This window comes from Dorea sp. 210702-DFI.3.17 (assembly GCF_020560825.1).
GTDB classification, from domain to species: domain Bacteria; phylum Bacillota; class Clostridia; order Lachnospirales; family Lachnospiraceae; genus Dorea; species Dorea formicigenerans.
On record NZ_JAJCNB010000002.1, the window covers coordinates 128,356 to 141,713 of the forward strand.

The following is a 13,358-nucleotide window of genomic DNA, read 5'->3' on the forward strand; positions in this document are numbered from 1 at the left end:
ATATGGGAAAACGATACTATTGGTTAAAGCTGCCGGATGATTTCTTCCGGCAGAAGCCAATAAAAAAACTCCGCAAGATCGCCGGTGGAGATACTTATACAATCATTTATCTGAAAATGCTGCTTATCGCCATGAAACAGGACGGCCGGCTTTACTTTGAGGGAGTGGAAGATGACTTCTACGAAGAACTCGCCCTGGAACTGGATGAAGAAGCAGAAAACGTTAATGTAACCGTCAGATTCCTGCTTGCACAGGGGTTAATAGAGTTGGTTGATGAAACGGAGTACCGCCTAACGGAATGCGATAAAATGGTGGGTTCCGAGGCGGCGAGTACACAGCGTTCAAGACAGTGTAGAGAGAGAAAAGCGTTGCAATGCAACACCAATGCAACACCATGCAACACATTGGAACAAAACGGGAGCGTAGAGAAAGAGATAGAGAAAGAGATAGAGATAGATAAAGAGAAAGATATAAATACATTATGCCCGGAGGTAGAAACCTCCGAGCAGAAGGTGTTCATATCCTTACCACTTGTTACCGGATCCGGTTCTTTCGATGTCACTTTTGACTATTTGAATTCTCTCCGACAGTTATATCCGGCGATTGATGTGGAACAGGAATTTAGAAAAATGTGTGGATGGCTTGATAGCAATCCAAGAAACAGAAAGACTGCAAGAGGAATCAAAAGATTTATTACCGGGTGGCTGAGCAGGGCACAGGATAAGGCACCTGCATACAGACCTCACCCCGGTGGAAACCGGAACATTGGAACAGAACAGTATATGGAATCGACTGCGGGGTGGAATGATTGACAGCAGAACAATTCGATATCATCAGAGCGATTATCAAAAGTGCATATCCGTCTTTTAACATCATGCCGGACAAATACAGCATAAAGCTGTGGTACACGATGCTCGGAGATCTTGATTACAGTCTGTGTGAGACAGCACTTCAGGAATTGATAGCAACACACACTTACCCGCCGCAGATTTCCGAGATAAGAGCAAAATGTGCTGAGTACACAGCACCACAGCTAAAAGACGCCGGGGAGGCCTGGGAAGATGTCCAGAAGGCGATTCAGAAATATGGGTATTACAGATCTGATGAGGCTATGGAGAGCCTTTCCGGTCCAACGAAGCAGGCTGTTGAGAGAATAGGGTTCCGTGAATTGTGCTACGGAGATAACCCTGTGGCAAACAGAGCACATTTCTTCAAGATATATGATGCGATTGTGGAACGTGCGGTAAATGAATCCATGGTACCTGCGGCGGTGCTGGAAAAGAAGCGGGAATACATAGGCATGATTGAAGAAAAAGTTCCGGAAAAGCCGAAGATCGAGCAGAAAACCGAAGAACCATTCCGTCCATCCTCACCGGAGTTCATTGACAGGCTGATGAGAGAGAAAGGATTGAGATGACAATGACCGGCGAAATACAGGGAACGAAAAAAGAGTTCATAAAAATATTTAATGAGATGTGCTACAGCAGGAGCGGATGGCAAGTGTGGTCAGATCTGATAAGCACAATGGCTTGCAGTATTGCAAATGCAGTAGACAGATCTGAACCGAGGTTCAGCAACCGGGAAAAGGAATATGCACATTGTATCGAACGTCTCGGAGGAGTGGACAAACCTGCAAAGTGTTTTGCGATTGTGGTAGAAGCACTTGAGAGGAATCCAGAGCAGGACTTCCTGGGAGAGTTATACATGGAACTGGAGCTTGGGAACCATTGGAAAGGGCAGTTTTTCACACCATACTGTGTATGCAAAATGATGTCGGAGATAACGGTGGGAGATGTGGACAGGCAGATTGAGGAAAAAGGATATATATCCATCTGCGATCCTGCCTGCGGAGCCGGAGCAACTCTGATAGCAGCTGTTAACAGTATGAGGAATGCAAAGCATAATTTCCAGAACCATGTTTTATTTGTCGGTCAGGATATAGACAGAATCGTTGGAATGATGTGTTACATACAGCTTTCGCTTCTTGGGTGTGCCGGTTATATCTGCATAGGCAATACCATAACGAATCCGCTTGTTGGACACGTTTTATTCCCACAGGAAATGGAAGGGCAGGAGCTGTGGATCACACCGATGTTTCAATCAAATGTATGGGCGTGGAGGCGGCTGTTCCATTCTCTCGGAAGTTTAGGAGGATCTGCAGATACGAAACAGACTATAGAAAAAGAGCATTATTATATGTTTTTTGATTTTGAAAAGAAGGAGGAAATGCAATGGGAGCAGATATAAAACATTTCGCTTTGGAGCAGAAAGATGACAATACCTACGGGTGGCCGTGGAATGAGGTTGTCAGAAAGTATCTTGAGGCTGGATATGAAAGCGAGAATAAACAGTGCGAACTGACGATTCGAGATAAGAAATACCAGATCTTGAGAAGAGATTCTATCACGGTATTCTATGACGAAAAAGGAGATACGTTGTTTGACGTAACCAATGACCGTCTGGAAAAGGAATATAAATCGGCAATCTCCGATGTAGAAGAGGATCCGGAGAATGATGGACCTGTAAGCCCTATGGGAAAAGCGATTGATGCGATTGAACGGGGAGCATTTGAAGCGGCCACATCCGGAGATAAAAAGAAAACAAAAGATGAGGACTTAGTTCCGATGGGAACAGCGTCGCTTGCAGATATAGCGAAAGGCTTACCGGCGCCGACGGATGAGGAAATAAAGCAGGCAGAAGAGGAAAATGCGAAACCATTAAAACAGAGAGCGAAAGAAAAACTGGAAAAGGAACTGAACGATGCTAAAGATAAAAATTTCGCCGATCCGGTTATTAAGTATCTTCTGAAACGCTGCGAGGAAGATGATGGATTGTCATCTGATGTTCTTCAGCCACATAAAACATGGGCGAAATGTTTTGCTTATATCTATGAGCAGGCAAGAAAACAGAGGGATGGAAATTGTGCGGCGGTCCGTGATGATGTGGTCTATGAATGGGCGGAAGACTATTTCCATTTGGATGATAAGGCTATTGAGGAAAAGAAGAAAAAAGAGGAGGAGAAACGGAAAAAACAGCAGAAGCAGGATGCTGAGAAGCGTAAGCAACAGATCTCCAAACAGAAGCCTGCCAAAGAAAAGGCACCGGAAAAGACACCTGATGCGAAACCGGTGAAAGAAGTCAAAAAGCAGGCTCCAAAGAAGAATGAAACAGAAGGTCAGATGTCGTTATTCGATCTGCTGTAGGAGGGATGGATGTGGAAAAGAGAAAATTATCTGCTATTCCAAGACCAATTGCAACTCCGGAAATGATGGAAGTCGCAGATCGGCTTGGAGGAATGAGACATATCGCGACAGCAGAGCTGATTGATGACAAAAAAATACTGCTTCTGAATTTCTTTGAGATTCAGGCTCTCAAGAAAGGAAAAACAGAAGCAGCTTTCCGGACATTTCTGTCGCACGATGATTATATCACGCAGGATTTAAAAACGTCAAAGACTAAATGGCTAACAGCTTCATTTGCCGGAATGTATAATTTTTCTCTAATGGATTATGTGTGGAATCATCAGGAGAATAAAAGTTCACATAGGCTGAATGTATTTATGAGATCTGATGAAGAGTTAAAAATAGTAAAGGGTTTCTTCAAAGAATACGCCGTTCCTGATGATGAATATAGTCCATGGATAGAAATACATAGATTTCAGCAAGAGGTTTTGGACAAAAGACTGGCGGAAAAGCATAAGAAAGAGACTGACAAGATCGATGCGGTAATGAATCCGATAAAGGAGGCGCCGAAAGAATTTTTCGACTGGGTATGGGATACCGGAATGAGCTTCGCACGATACCTGATCTACAAGGAAGTGGAAAAAGGTAAGGCGTTATGTGAATGCACACATTGCAAAGAAATCGGAATTGTGGACAGAAAAAACATCCGTCTGCGGAATAACGAGAAAGGAATCTGTCCGTTCTGCGGTAGCAGGGTAACCATTAAGGCAAAAGGACGAATGCCTGCTCAGACACAAGATGAACGGTGGTTTGTTTATGTGGATCCTACGAAAGACGGTTTTGTCTTCCGGTACTTCAAAGCACACCAATCAATGAGAAGCGACAGCTATGTGGACATGTTGATAAATAAAGGCAGAATCGAAAGGTATGTTTCGGAGTACAGCAGAGCTATTTATACGTTCCCGAAAGGGAAACCCAAATGCGAATCCTATGAGTGGGGAGTGTATAAGCAGAGAGGAAATTGCCGCTGGTGTCCGGATCAGGGAAAGATCGCCTGCATGGAATGTATATTATATCCAGGAAATCTGCCGCAGGCGTGGGAACATACCCCCATGAAATACTCGGCTCTGGAAGTGCTTTCAACAAATCTTCCGACAGTTTCCATGAGATATGAGGATGCGATCGAAAAGTATATGGAATTTCCGAAAATGGAATGGATCTGCAAGATGGGGCTCAATAAGATTGCAAAAGGCCTTATCAATTCTCGATACAGTGGTTATCAGACCGGTAAGGTCAATGTTAAAGGGAATACCATATATGAGATTTTAGGACTGACAAAGGTAAATACCAGAGTATTGCAGGCTGTTGATGGAAACCACGATGTACTTCGGCTGTTGCAGGTGGCACAGAAGATCGGCTTACAGTTCAAGACGGAGCAGATTCAGGAGTATTATGAGACGTTCGGGTGCAATACAGATCTATTGCAACAGGCAAACAGGAAAACCACGCTTCATAAAATCGTGAAATATATCACGAAAGAATGTGAGAATTATCCTATGGGAGAGCAGGGTGGCTGTTGGCAATATTCGTATATGAGGTACACGGAACGAGAGGATCCACGTATTGAAAGAAAACGAAATATGGCTAAGGACTGGCTGGAGTATCTTAACTGGTGCAAAGATCTGAAATATGACCTGGATAATATGTTCATCTATATGCCAAAGAATTTCAAAAAAGTGCATGACCGTACTGCAAAAGAGCATCAGGAACTTATGGACAGACAGGCGGCGAAAGAAAAGGCAAGGAGAGAACGAGAAGCAAAGAGGCGTATGGAACAGACGAAAAAGGCTATGTCGGAGATCTTTAAAGAGAACAAAGACTGTAAAGATGCTTTCCAGATAAAAGGAAAAGGTCTCCTGCTTGTAGTACCGAAGACTGCTGATGAGATAAAAGCGGAGGGAGCTGCATTACATCATTGCGTCGGAGGATATGTTGACAGGGTGGCCAGAGGAGAGACAAACATATTTTTCGTCAGAAAGTCTACTGAACCGGACAAACCGTATTTCACAATGGAGTGGAATAACAACCATATTATCCAATGCAGAGGCTCTCACAACTGCGGAATGCCACCGGAGGTAGAAGCGTTTGTAAAAGCCTTTGAGAAGAAAATGCAGGATACCATAAACGAGAATAAAGAGAAAGAAATGCGGAGGTGCGGATAATGGCGAAACAGATAATCAGGAGCATCCGTAAGGGTTCTGCTCAGTGGAATGAGGAAGATAGACTGCAGATCGCCACGCTGCTTGTGAAAGCAGGTTACTCTGTAAGGATCGGTCGGCAGACAGTTCCTGGGCAGGAGGAAAAGAAAAACGGACAGACAGAATATACCGTTGAGTATTGGGAGGAATGATAAATGAAGATTCGTATCATGGTGCGAAGAACATGAGGTAAGCGTTCCAGATATTGACGGATTAGAAAAAAATAAAATCAAGGAGTAGAGATATGGGAAAAAGTAAGAGAAATTGCAGAAGAACAGAGGATGAGGTCCTTATCCATGAAAAGGCTGTGAAAATGAGAAAGATGACGGATGAGCAGCTGGTGCATTATGTGGAGGACCGTGTGGCAAAAGCAGACAGCGAAGGATTTAACCGCGGAAAAGCATCTGCCAGGAAAGGAACCGGAGTCAAAGAGTTTATTGATTACATCAAATCTGCGAAGATTCCGGGAGTTGGAGCTGTGACGATCAGTAAACTGATAAAGGTGGCGGATGAAAATGGGTACATCTAATTACAACAGGGTAATGGCTGGTCGCCGATCCAGAGCAGTCGGAGATTATTTTGAACAGATGATAATAGCTGCTTCGGCATTTTATGAGGAAAAAGGAATCTCCGTGATTGAAAAGACACCGGAGCCCATGAAAGTGCTCGGAGTACATAACAGAAAGTTAGGACAGTTTATATGCTGCTTTTCCAAACGGGCACAGCCGGACTTTAAAGGTGCACTGGCTGATTCGACGATGATTCTATTTGACGCAAAGCATACGGACAAGGACAGGATCCAGAGAGATGTCATAACAGAGGAGCAGGAAAAGTGCTTTGAACGGTATAGGAAAATGGGAGCTGTGTGTTTCGTTGTGGTTTCGATAGGGTTTGAAAATTACTATCGGGTACCGTGGGAGGTGTTTCGGGATATGAAGAAGATCTTCGGACATAAGTACATGGATGAAAGCAATTTGGAACAGTACAAAATCAAGTATAGTAACGGAGTTGTCAAGTTTCTTGACGGTCTGGAACTCCGGGAAAGAGAGGAATCATGAAAGTAAAAAAATATGAACTGGTGAGGATTATCGACAAGTTGAAAAGCGTAGTACAGAAAAATACTGTACATCCTGCTCTGGGAGGCGTTTTGGTAAAAGAAGGGTATTTAATCGCCGCCAATGGAGAAATAACGATACAGGTCAAATGCGAGGACGCAGAAGGAGAATCCTTTATCATCCCGATGAAAGCTTTTGACCTTATCAAGAATCTTCCGGAGGGAGATGTGGAACTGCTCCATGATGATAAGAATGTCGTAACAATCAAAATGGAGAAAATCAAGAACAGCTATCAGTCATTCCCGGCCGAGAACTTTATCTACAGTAAGACGGATATGGAATCGGGAGAGGAACTTACTCTTCCTGGCAAGAGCTTCATGGAGGCTATTTCCCATGTTATCTACGCAGCTGCAGAAAAGGAGCCGTCTAAGCCTATGCTGGAAGGAATTTATCTGGAAGGATGTGACGGATACATAAATCTGGTTGCAACTGACGGCCATGTCCTCGCGTGGGACAGAATTAAGGCTGATGGCATTGCAGATCTGAAAATCATTGTACCGAAAGCAGCTGCGAAAAAACTCCTGTCTATGGGAATGGATGATGATGTGAACGTATCATACAGTGCCAATAGCGCAATCTTCCGAACAGACGGATATGTGATATACACAAGACTTCTGGAAGGCAAGTATCTTCCGTATAAGCAGATGTTCTGCGAGAGTGATAACTACACAATCGTAGGAAAGAGTGATCTGGTCGGAGCAATGACAAGGGCAAAGATGTGTACGGATGAAAAGAGCCCGGCTGTTTTTGATATATCTGAAAATGAGATTACAGTAAGTATCAGGGATAATATTGCAAATTATCAGGAGAAAGTTGCTCTTCAGGAGAAAATCAAAGATCCGATAAAGATCGGATTCGATTCCCGATTGGTTCTGGAAACCATAAAGGCTTTTACCTGTGACAATATCACTCTGAATCTTACCCGTCCGGTAAATCCAATGGTTGTCGAGGCAGAGGATTCTGACATGAAAGCCCTAGTTCTTCCGGTAAGACTGAAAGAGTAGTTACATAAATGGAGATGTCATGATGAATTTAGAAAAGCAAAGAGAAAATTTTAAAAACCATATTGCGAAATTCACGGATTATGGAAATATTAAGATTTTGGATTTTAAGGAGCCGGAAAGTTCGCATTATAGAATACGATTTCTTTTTGAAGAAGACTATTGCAGATTACATATTTCTGGAGATTTAGGAGAATTAGTTGCTACTAATTACAGCAATATGACATATGAAAAATTTTCCGATTTTGTAAATAATATTGGATATTTTGAAGGAAAGATAGATTGCATGAATCGAAAGATATATGTATATGACGAAGGTCAGGCGCGTGAAGACATTCTAAATTTGATGGATGAGTATGATGTAAAAGACGAGTTTATGAATGATCGGTTTGACTTTGAGACAATTGATGATGTTATAAATGATATCCTTGAAGATTTTGATGAAGATCGAGGAATAGGAAGTAAAGGATATGATGAATTGGGGAAAGTATTTTCTGATGTATGGGAGATTGTCGGAGATATAGGGAAACAAAATACAAATATCCTTGATTTGTATATGCTTGCATTCAAGCTGGCCACTGATCAGCTGCAGAGCAGTCAGAAGGGAGGAAACATATAATGACTGGAACGAAGAATGAAACTCCTGCGGTGAAAAATAAGCCGCAAGAGAATAAAAGAAAAGGAATTCCACCGCAGGAAAGAGTAAGAAATGCAGTTAGAGCTACTGGGAACAAATGGGCGATTGAAAACTTCAATGCTACGCATTAGGAGGAGAAATATGAAAGGCGATACAAGAATTTTAGATTTGTTTTTGTTATTTAGAATGAGCAAAGAAGAAATTATTGGATTGATTAACGAAAAGCAACCAGTCGTATTCGTATCGGGAGAACATGCATATATGGTTCGGGATTATAGATGCGACATGACTGAACAAACACCAAGAATGTTAGGAGGGTTCATGGATTGGAATATTGAAAGATCTTATGAAGAATGCTCTCCGATCGGAGAAGTTAAAATTGTACTCGAAGAGGTTTTTGTTCTTAGAAAAAATAGAAATGTAAAATCGAGGACTATTGAAGTGAAAATACAATAACGGTATATGAATGAGGAAATGAATAATGAGCAATAGACCAGAGATTACGATGATGCTATCAATATCGACAGAGATGTACATAAACCCACACGGAGATCCGAGGATATATTGGGCAAAAGAAGTGACTTTTGATTACGCTACAAGCAATGCGGTTCGAGTGGACTATATGAAATTTAAGCCGGTAAATAATACAGTTTCCGGAATTGAAAAAGGAGATTTTTACTGCTATGAGGTAAAGTCATCGGTAGAGGACTTCCATTCAAAAAACGGTCATAACTTCATTGGAGACTTTAATTATTATGTAATGCCGGAAGATGTGTACGAAAAAGTGAAAGACGAGATACCATACAAAGTAGGGGTGTTGGTACCGGAAAAGAAAAACTACAGGGGAGAATGGTACGATTTGAAATCTGTAAAAAAATCTGCCAGAAAAGATAGAGAAAGACCTGTATCAGAAATGCTGCTTATGATGTTTAGATCAGCTGCAAGAGAAAGGAATGATAAATAATGAATAAAAATGGGGAAGGATATGTAGATCCTACACCGGGTGCTGCGTTTGGGAATATTCGTAGAGAAGAACATAAAAGAGAAGCGGATCGGCTTTCAGTTATCAGCAATCTCATACCGATTATGAAGAATACTGCTGAGCTTGCCGGATTTGAGGTTGTCGGAAGAATCGTACTGAAGGACAAGCATACAGGAAAAGAATACAGATAGGAGGAGTATAGAAAATGAGTGACATGAAACCTGTTGAGAAATACAAAATACTGGATGAGCCGTCATTGGAAAGAATCAGGACGCTTTCGGTTCATTACAGCAAAAGAAGCCAGCTTTTAAAGGCGAAGGAAGAACTGAGAGAACTTCTGGATGAGTTGGAAAAAGCACCGAATCCATTTGATTTTGAAGATCTTGTATTTCTGACTGATAATACTTGGTCCGAGGTTGCCGATGTGTTCATAATGCTTATGCAGTTGATTATGCAGCATGAATCAGCGGAAAAGGTTTCTGATGAAATAAATTACAAACTGCATCGGCAGTTCGATAGAATCAGCAAAGAGAATATTCCGGAATGGAAGGAGAAAATGCTTAATACGTTCCTTGGGGGTAGATAAAATGGATGAACATCTTTTATTTTTGTTTTCTTTCCTGGATGAAGTTGAGAAAGAGATAGCAGATGATGCGGAAAAGCAGGTATGGATTGAAAAGTGCATAAACATAAAGACGTTAAGCGACTTTACAGTTTCCTGCTCATACGGGGATATGGTTTTAATAATCTGCGTATTGAAGGACTATTTAAAGCTGATTGCGAACAAAGAAGGACCAACCTGGGATTATTACAGGGATAAGTTTTCAAAAATGGCATACAGATTATCCGGCCAAATAGGTTACAACTACGAAAAAGCCTATGAAAGATGCCAGAAGAAAATGAACGGAAAAAATAGCAATGATGATATTGGAGAGGATGCAATGGCATTGGCTGTCAAATATGGAGGAAACGGTAAAAAGAAATCAGAAAAATCTGATTCATCGGATTCTGGAGGGAAAAATGAAGAGATTAACACATAAACTTGCAAACGGACTGAGTACAGGATACTGGTCCGGGAGAAGTAAAGCAGATCTTGTTGAAAGACTGGCTGAATATGAGAATACCGGATTGACACCGGAAGAGATACATATTGCTATGAGAAACCTGGAGATACTCGAAGAACGGATGAAGGAGGAAAATGACAGATGAGTTTAATGCATGCGAAATATCCAAATTTGGAACTTTTGGAATTTAAAGCAAGAGTTATGTTGTCAAAGGATAGTGAGTTCACAGAAGAGGTAGATAAAAAGCGAAAAGAAAATAAGTATAGATCGGTGGAGTTTGAAGCTATTGTTTTTTCTCAGATGTGGGGAAGTACATGCACCGGCTTTGATGTTTTGAAAGATGGAAGTCCAGCTATTGGAGGATGTGCAATGACAAAGGAATACACAACAGTGATATTGAAAAAATAGTGATACACTATGATAATGGAGAAGAGAATACCATACATAAAGGTTTCATGTGTGGTATAAAAGAGGACACAGAATCCGGAGAAGCAACACTTGATTTTACCATGTGTCATATTTCTGGAAGAGACCTCGAAATGATAGTCATGGGATGTCTGCAGCTTGGAGAAAGGCTTGGTATGTTCGATGGAAGAAAAGAAAAACCAGAATAAGAGAGTGTGCCCGCTGTGCAGAAAAGAATATGACGGAGTTCCTGCACTTTCCAGAACGGATAATGAAACACTTATCTGCCCGGAGTGCGGTACCAGAGAAGCGATTGATGCGGCTCTTAGTGTTCCGGAGTTTTCTGCTGGCATGACAGAGCAGGAAAAAGAGGAGTATAAGGAAAACGTGATCAGGAAGATTCACGAGAATATTTAGATTTGGAGGATGAAGACATGGATATGAAAGATAGAGTTGAATTCGTAGCATTGACGAAGGAGGAAATCGAATCCATGATTGCGAAGGCAGCTCTGGCCGGGGCGTCTGTGGCGGCTGAGACTATGGAGAAAGCATACCGAAAAGAGCAGAAAGAATTAAAAGATCGCCGACTGCACAACACAAGGCTATTGCTTAGAAATTATAGAATGCTGAAGGAATCATGCTCAAAAGCGGTATATTCAAAGACGAGAGAAGAGAAAAGCGCCGCAGAGGTCATGGAGGACCTCATGTCCATGAAAGGCAGCGACGGAGTAATCGTGAATTCCATTAAGGAAGGCTTGAAAAAGAGCTGACCTCCGTACAGAGCTGTAAAACGAAAGCCGTTGACGCTCTGGCAAAACTCAGACTTGAGAAAGAAAAGGCAGCAGGAGAAAGCAAAGGGAACGAATTGGTTCGTGCCTGGGCTGATAGCGTCATAAAGTCAAGGAGGGAACAGGATGGACAGTAATATGGACTGGTTGTCGGACTTCCTTGATGAAAGCATACCAATATGGAGAGATAATCCTGTCATTTATTTCCGGGAAGTATTGCAGTTTGAACCTGATGAATGGCAGGCAGAGGCGGCAATGGACTTGGCGCACAACCCGAAGGTCAGTATCAAATCTGGCCAGGGTGTTGGTAAGACCGGTTTGGAGGCCGCTGTGTTCCTGTGGTTTATCACCTGCTTTCCGTATCCCCGTATCGTAGCGACAGCTCCTACAAAACAGCAGTTGCACGATGTTCTTTGGTCTGAGATCTCGAAGTGGATGAGCAAGTCTCCGTTGCTCTCTCAAATACTCAAATGGACCAAGACATATGTTTATATGGTTGGCAATGAAAAGCGTTGGTTTGGCGTTGCTAGGACTGCTACAAAGCCAGAGAATATGCAAGGTTTTCATGAAGATAATATGCTTTTTATCGTGGATGAGGCGTCTGGTGTCGCCGATCCGATTATGGAGGCTATTCTTGGTACCTTATCAGGAGAAAATAATAAACTGCTCATGTGTGGAAACCCGACGAAGACAACCGGAACATTCTATGACAGCCACACAAGAGACAGGGCACTTTATAAGTGCCATACTGTATCGTCTGCAGACAGCAAGAGAACAAACAAAGAGAATATCGAATCTCTGATAAAGAAATACGGGTGGGAATCCAATGTGGTCCGTGTCCGTGTGCGGGGAGAATTCCCGAATCAGGAGGACGACGTTTTTATCGCATTATCTATCATAGAGCAGTGTGGCAGCAGGCTGTTTGAACTGGATGATGGAAAATTACTGCCATATATCATTTTCGGTGTCGATGTGGCACGTTTCGGAGATGATGAAACGATTATCTACCGCAATGCCAGAGGGAAATTGAAAATCGTAGCAAAGCGAAGAGGTCAAGATCTGATGAGAACGGTTGGAGATATTGTCAGGCAGTATAAGAAAGCAATCAAAGAATTTCCGGACTACCACGGGAGGATATACGTCAATATTGATGATACCGGTCTTGGAGGTGGAGTAACTGACCGACTTAGGGAAGTAAAACGGGAAGATAAACTGAGCAGGCTGTATGTGGTGCCTATAAATGCCGCTGAGAAGATTGAAACGGACACAAAGGCCGGGAAAGATGCAGCGGAGCATTACAACAACCTGACAACCCATATGTGGGCTGTACTAAAGGACCTCATGGAGAACCAGGAGATTGAGATTGAAGAGGATTCAGAGACATTTGCACAGCTTTCTTCACGAAAATATTTCCTTGCCAGCAATGGAAAGCTGGAGCTTGAGAGCAAAAAGGAAATGAAAAAGAGGGGATTGGATTCCCCGGACCGTGGAGATGCTGCGGCGCTTTCTGTTTACTTAGGAAAAATCAAGAAGTACACCGGAAGTGCTCCGAATCAGGCGAATACTGATGGCCTTGGAAAGAGCAGCTACTGGAAAAACAGATAGGAGGTTGTTTGAATGGGTATCTTTAGAAAAAGAGAAGGATTTGTCACAAAAGGGAATCGTCAGATTCAGAATGGCGATACACCGGGAGCTCAGCAGACTATAATCAAAGGTCTGGATCATTATTCCAATCAGATTCTCGAAGCTCTGAACGGTTATCCGGCAGATGACGCCGCATTGATCGTGGTAAGCCTTAGAAATCTGGCAGATGGTATCCAGAAACAGAATCCGGCAAGCAAAGTTCTGATCGATTATATCAACAAGAACTTTAAGAAACCGGAAATATCAATTGATGAAAAGGTTGAAAAGACCAAAAAAAGATAG

Annotated in this window: 23 protein-coding genes; all 23 read left to right on the top strand. The window is 42.4% G+C overall.

All coding sequences use genetic code 11. From position 1 onward, the window contains the following. The first annotated feature begins 2 nt into the window (after positions 1-2). Positions 3-812, top strand: coding sequence for a phage replisome organizer N-terminal domain-containing protein (locus LI149_RS03000; protein WP_101872163.1), 810 nt, complete (start codon positions 3-5; stop codon positions 810-812). After that, on the top strand, positions 809-1,417 hold the full coding sequence (locus tag LI149_RS03005) for a replicative helicase loader/inhibitor (RefSeq protein ID WP_101872162.1): 609 nt from the start codon (positions 809-811) through the stop codon (positions 1,415-1,417). The genes LI149_RS03000 and LI149_RS03005 overlap by 4 nt, the downstream gene beginning before the upstream one ends. Next, positions 1,414-2,247 carry an N-6 DNA methylase gene (locus tag LI149_RS03010; protein ID WP_227142946.1) on the top strand — a complete coding sequence of 278 codons (834 nt, stop codon included), beginning with the start codon at positions 1,414-1,416 and terminating at the stop codon, positions 2,245-2,247. Before LI149_RS03005 ends, LI149_RS03010 begins: the two co-directional genes overlap by 4 nt. Continuing rightward, entirely contained in the window at positions 2,232-3,203 is a 972-nt protein-coding gene (locus tag LI149_RS03015; RefSeq protein WP_101872161.1) for a PcfK-like family protein, read from the top strand. The genes LI149_RS03010 and LI149_RS03015 overlap by 16 nt, the downstream gene beginning before the upstream one ends. An 11-nt stretch (positions 3,204-3,214) precedes the next feature. Then, positions 3,215-5,404, top strand: coding sequence for a PcfJ domain-containing protein (locus LI149_RS15535; protein WP_180958825.1), 2,190 nt, complete (start codon positions 3,215-3,217; stop codon positions 5,402-5,404). Next, positions 5,404-5,592: a hypothetical protein gene (locus LI149_RS03025; RefSeq protein ID WP_101872159.1), complete on the top strand. Its 189-nt coding sequence runs from the start codon at positions 5,404-5,406 to the stop codon at positions 5,590-5,592. Before LI149_RS15535 ends, LI149_RS03025 begins: the two co-directional genes overlap by 1 nt. Positions 5,593-5,684: 92 nt before the next feature. Continuing rightward, positions 5,685-5,969 (top strand): hypothetical protein, encoded by a 285-nt coding sequence (locus LI149_RS03030; RefSeq protein WP_227142947.1) that lies wholly within the window; start codon positions 5,685-5,687, stop codon positions 5,967-5,969. Continuing rightward, the gene (locus tag LI149_RS03035; protein WP_180958828.1) at positions 5,956-6,498 is read left to right on the top strand and encodes a Holliday junction resolvase RecU; all 543 of its coding nucleotides are present in this window, start codon (positions 5,956-5,958) and stop codon (positions 6,496-6,498) included. The genes LI149_RS03030 and LI149_RS03035 overlap by 14 nt, the downstream gene beginning before the upstream one ends. Next, positions 6,495-7,559, top strand: a complete 1,065-nt coding sequence (dnaN, locus tag LI149_RS03040; RefSeq protein WP_227142948.1) for a DNA polymerase III subunit beta — start codon at positions 6,495-6,497, stop codon at positions 7,557-7,559. Before LI149_RS03035 ends, dnaN begins: the two co-directional genes overlap by 4 nt. A gap of 19 nt (positions 7,560-7,578) precedes the next feature. Beyond that, entirely contained in the window at positions 7,579-8,175 is a 597-nt protein-coding gene (locus tag LI149_RS03045; RefSeq protein ID WP_145992423.1) for a hypothetical protein, read from the top strand. Beyond that, entirely contained in the window at positions 8,175-8,324 is a 150-nt protein-coding gene (locus LI149_RS03050) for a hypothetical protein (RefSeq protein WP_180958829.1), read from the top strand. The genes LI149_RS03045 and LI149_RS03050 overlap by 1 nt, the downstream gene beginning before the upstream one ends. Before the next feature lie 10 nt (positions 8,325-8,334). Next, on the top strand, positions 8,335-8,649 hold the full coding sequence (locus tag LI149_RS03055) for a hypothetical protein (protein ID WP_101872153.1): 315 nt from the start codon (positions 8,335-8,337) through the stop codon (positions 8,647-8,649). 25 nt (positions 8,650-8,674) lie between these two features. Continuing rightward, positions 8,675-9,157 carry a hypothetical protein gene (locus LI149_RS03060; protein WP_101872152.1) on the top strand — a complete coding sequence of 161 codons (483 nt, stop codon included), beginning with the start codon at positions 8,675-8,677 and terminating at the stop codon, positions 9,155-9,157. After that, positions 9,157-9,366 carry a hypothetical protein gene (locus tag LI149_RS03065; RefSeq protein WP_101872151.1) on the top strand — a complete coding sequence of 70 codons (210 nt, stop codon included), beginning with the start codon at positions 9,157-9,159 and terminating at the stop codon, positions 9,364-9,366. Before LI149_RS03060 ends, LI149_RS03065 begins: the two co-directional genes overlap by 1 nt. Before the next feature lie 14 nt (positions 9,367-9,380). After that, positions 9,381-9,761: a hypothetical protein gene (locus LI149_RS03070; RefSeq protein WP_101872150.1), complete on the top strand. Its 381-nt coding sequence runs from the start codon at positions 9,381-9,383 to the stop codon at positions 9,759-9,761. Position 9,762: 1 nt separating this feature from the next. Beyond that, positions 9,763-10,215 carry a hypothetical protein gene (locus LI149_RS03075; protein WP_101872149.1) on the top strand — a complete coding sequence of 151 codons (453 nt, stop codon included), beginning with the start codon at positions 9,763-9,765 and terminating at the stop codon, positions 10,213-10,215. After that, on the top strand, positions 10,196-10,384 hold the full coding sequence (locus tag LI149_RS03080; RefSeq protein ID WP_101872148.1) for a hypothetical protein: 189 nt from the start codon (positions 10,196-10,198) through the stop codon (positions 10,382-10,384). Before LI149_RS03075 ends, LI149_RS03080 begins: the two co-directional genes overlap by 20 nt. Next, the gene (locus tag LI149_RS03085; RefSeq protein WP_227142949.1) at positions 10,381-10,647 is read left to right on the top strand and encodes a hypothetical protein; all 267 of its coding nucleotides are present in this window, start codon (positions 10,381-10,383) and stop codon (positions 10,645-10,647) included. Before LI149_RS03080 ends, LI149_RS03085 begins: the two co-directional genes overlap by 4 nt. A gap of 47 nt (positions 10,648-10,694) precedes the next feature. After that, the gene (locus tag LI149_RS03090) at positions 10,695-10,853 is read left to right on the top strand and encodes a hypothetical protein (protein WP_227142950.1); all 159 of its coding nucleotides are present in this window, start codon (positions 10,695-10,697) and stop codon (positions 10,851-10,853) included. Continuing rightward, positions 10,828-11,061: a hypothetical protein gene (locus tag LI149_RS03095; protein WP_101872143.1), complete on the top strand. Its 234-nt coding sequence runs from the start codon at positions 10,828-10,830 to the stop codon at positions 11,059-11,061. The genes LI149_RS03090 and LI149_RS03095 overlap by 26 nt, the downstream gene beginning before the upstream one ends. A gap of 17 nt (positions 11,062-11,078) precedes the next feature. Further along, on the top strand, positions 11,079-11,414 hold the full coding sequence (locus tag LI149_RS03100; protein ID WP_227142951.1) for a hypothetical protein: 336 nt from the start codon (positions 11,079-11,081) through the stop codon (positions 11,412-11,414). A gap of 144 nt (positions 11,415-11,558) precedes the next feature. After that, positions 11,559-13,037 (top strand): DEAD/DEAH box helicase family protein, encoded by a 1,479-nt coding sequence (locus tag LI149_RS03105; RefSeq protein ID WP_101872137.1) that lies wholly within the window; start codon positions 11,559-11,561, stop codon positions 13,035-13,037. Positions 13,038-13,049: 12 nt separating this feature from the next. Continuing rightward, on the top strand, positions 13,050-13,358 hold the full coding sequence (locus LI149_RS03110) for a hypothetical protein (RefSeq protein ID WP_101872136.1): 309 nt from the start codon (positions 13,050-13,052) through the stop codon (positions 13,356-13,358).

What these genes read in the sequence shown, in the direction of transcription:
- LI149_RS03075 (WP_101872149.1), top strand. Translation starts at nt 9,763, where the DNA reads ATGGATGAACATCTTTTATTTTTGTTTTCTTTCCTGGATGAAGTTGAG.
- LI149_RS03055 (WP_101872153.1), top strand. Translation starts at nt 8,335, where the DNA reads ATGAAAGGCGATACAAGAATTTTAGATTTGTTTTTGTTATTTAGAATG.
- LI149_RS03050 (WP_180958829.1), top strand. Translation starts at nt 8,175, where the DNA reads ATGACTGGAACGAAGAATGAAACTCCTGCGGTGAAAAATAAGCCGCAA.
- LI149_RS03110 (WP_101872136.1), top strand. Translation starts at nt 13,050, where the DNA reads ATGGGTATCTTTAGAAAAAGAGAAGGATTTGTCACAAAAGGGAATCGT.
- LI149_RS03000 (WP_101872163.1), top strand. Translation starts at nt 3, where the DNA reads ATGGGAAAACGATACTATTGGTTAAAGCTGCCGGATGATTTCTTCCGG.
- LI149_RS03045 (WP_145992423.1), top strand. Translation starts at nt 7,579, where the DNA reads ATGATGAATTTAGAAAAGCAAAGAGAAAATTTTAAAAACCATATTGCG.
- LI149_RS03030 (WP_227142947.1), top strand. Translation starts at nt 5,685, where the DNA reads ATGGGAAAAAGTAAGAGAAATTGCAGAAGAACAGAGGATGAGGTCCTT.
- LI149_RS03035 (WP_180958828.1), top strand. Translation starts at nt 5,956, where the DNA reads ATGGGTACATCTAATTACAACAGGGTAATGGCTGGTCGCCGATCCAGA.
- LI149_RS03015 (WP_101872161.1), top strand. Translation starts at nt 2,232, where the DNA reads ATGGGAGCAGATATAAAACATTTCGCTTTGGAGCAGAAAGATGACAAT.
- dnaN (WP_227142948.1), top strand. Translation starts at nt 6,495, where the DNA reads ATGAAAGTAAAAAAATATGAACTGGTGAGGATTATCGACAAGTTGAAA.
- LI149_RS03070 (WP_101872150.1), top strand. Translation starts at nt 9,381, where the DNA reads ATGAGTGACATGAAACCTGTTGAGAAATACAAAATACTGGATGAGCCG.
- LI149_RS03080 (WP_101872148.1), top strand. Translation starts at nt 10,196, where the DNA reads ATGAAGAGATTAACACATAAACTTGCAAACGGACTGAGTACAGGATAC.
- LI149_RS03060 (WP_101872152.1), top strand. Translation starts at nt 8,675, where the DNA reads ATGAGCAATAGACCAGAGATTACGATGATGCTATCAATATCGACAGAG.
- LI149_RS03085 (WP_227142949.1), top strand. Translation starts at nt 10,381, where the DNA reads ATGAGTTTAATGCATGCGAAATATCCAAATTTGGAACTTTTGGAATTT.
- LI149_RS03010 (WP_227142946.1), top strand. Translation starts at nt 1,414, where the DNA reads ATGACAATGACCGGCGAAATACAGGGAACGAAAAAAGAGTTCATAAAA.
- LI149_RS03065 (WP_101872151.1), top strand. Translation starts at nt 9,157, where the DNA reads ATGAATAAAAATGGGGAAGGATATGTAGATCCTACACCGGGTGCTGCG.
- LI149_RS03095 (WP_101872143.1), top strand. Translation starts at nt 10,828, where the DNA reads ATGGAAGAAAAGAAAAACCAGAATAAGAGAGTGTGCCCGCTGTGCAGA.
- LI149_RS03025 (WP_101872159.1), top strand. Translation starts at nt 5,404, where the DNA reads ATGGCGAAACAGATAATCAGGAGCATCCGTAAGGGTTCTGCTCAGTGG.
- LI149_RS03105 (WP_101872137.1), top strand. Translation starts at nt 11,559, where the DNA reads ATGGACAGTAATATGGACTGGTTGTCGGACTTCCTTGATGAAAGCATA.
- LI149_RS03100 (WP_227142951.1), top strand. Translation starts at nt 11,079, where the DNA reads ATGGATATGAAAGATAGAGTTGAATTCGTAGCATTGACGAAGGAGGAA.
- LI149_RS03090 (WP_227142950.1), top strand. Translation starts at nt 10,695, where the DNA reads ATGTGTGGTATAAAAGAGGACACAGAATCCGGAGAAGCAACACTTGAT.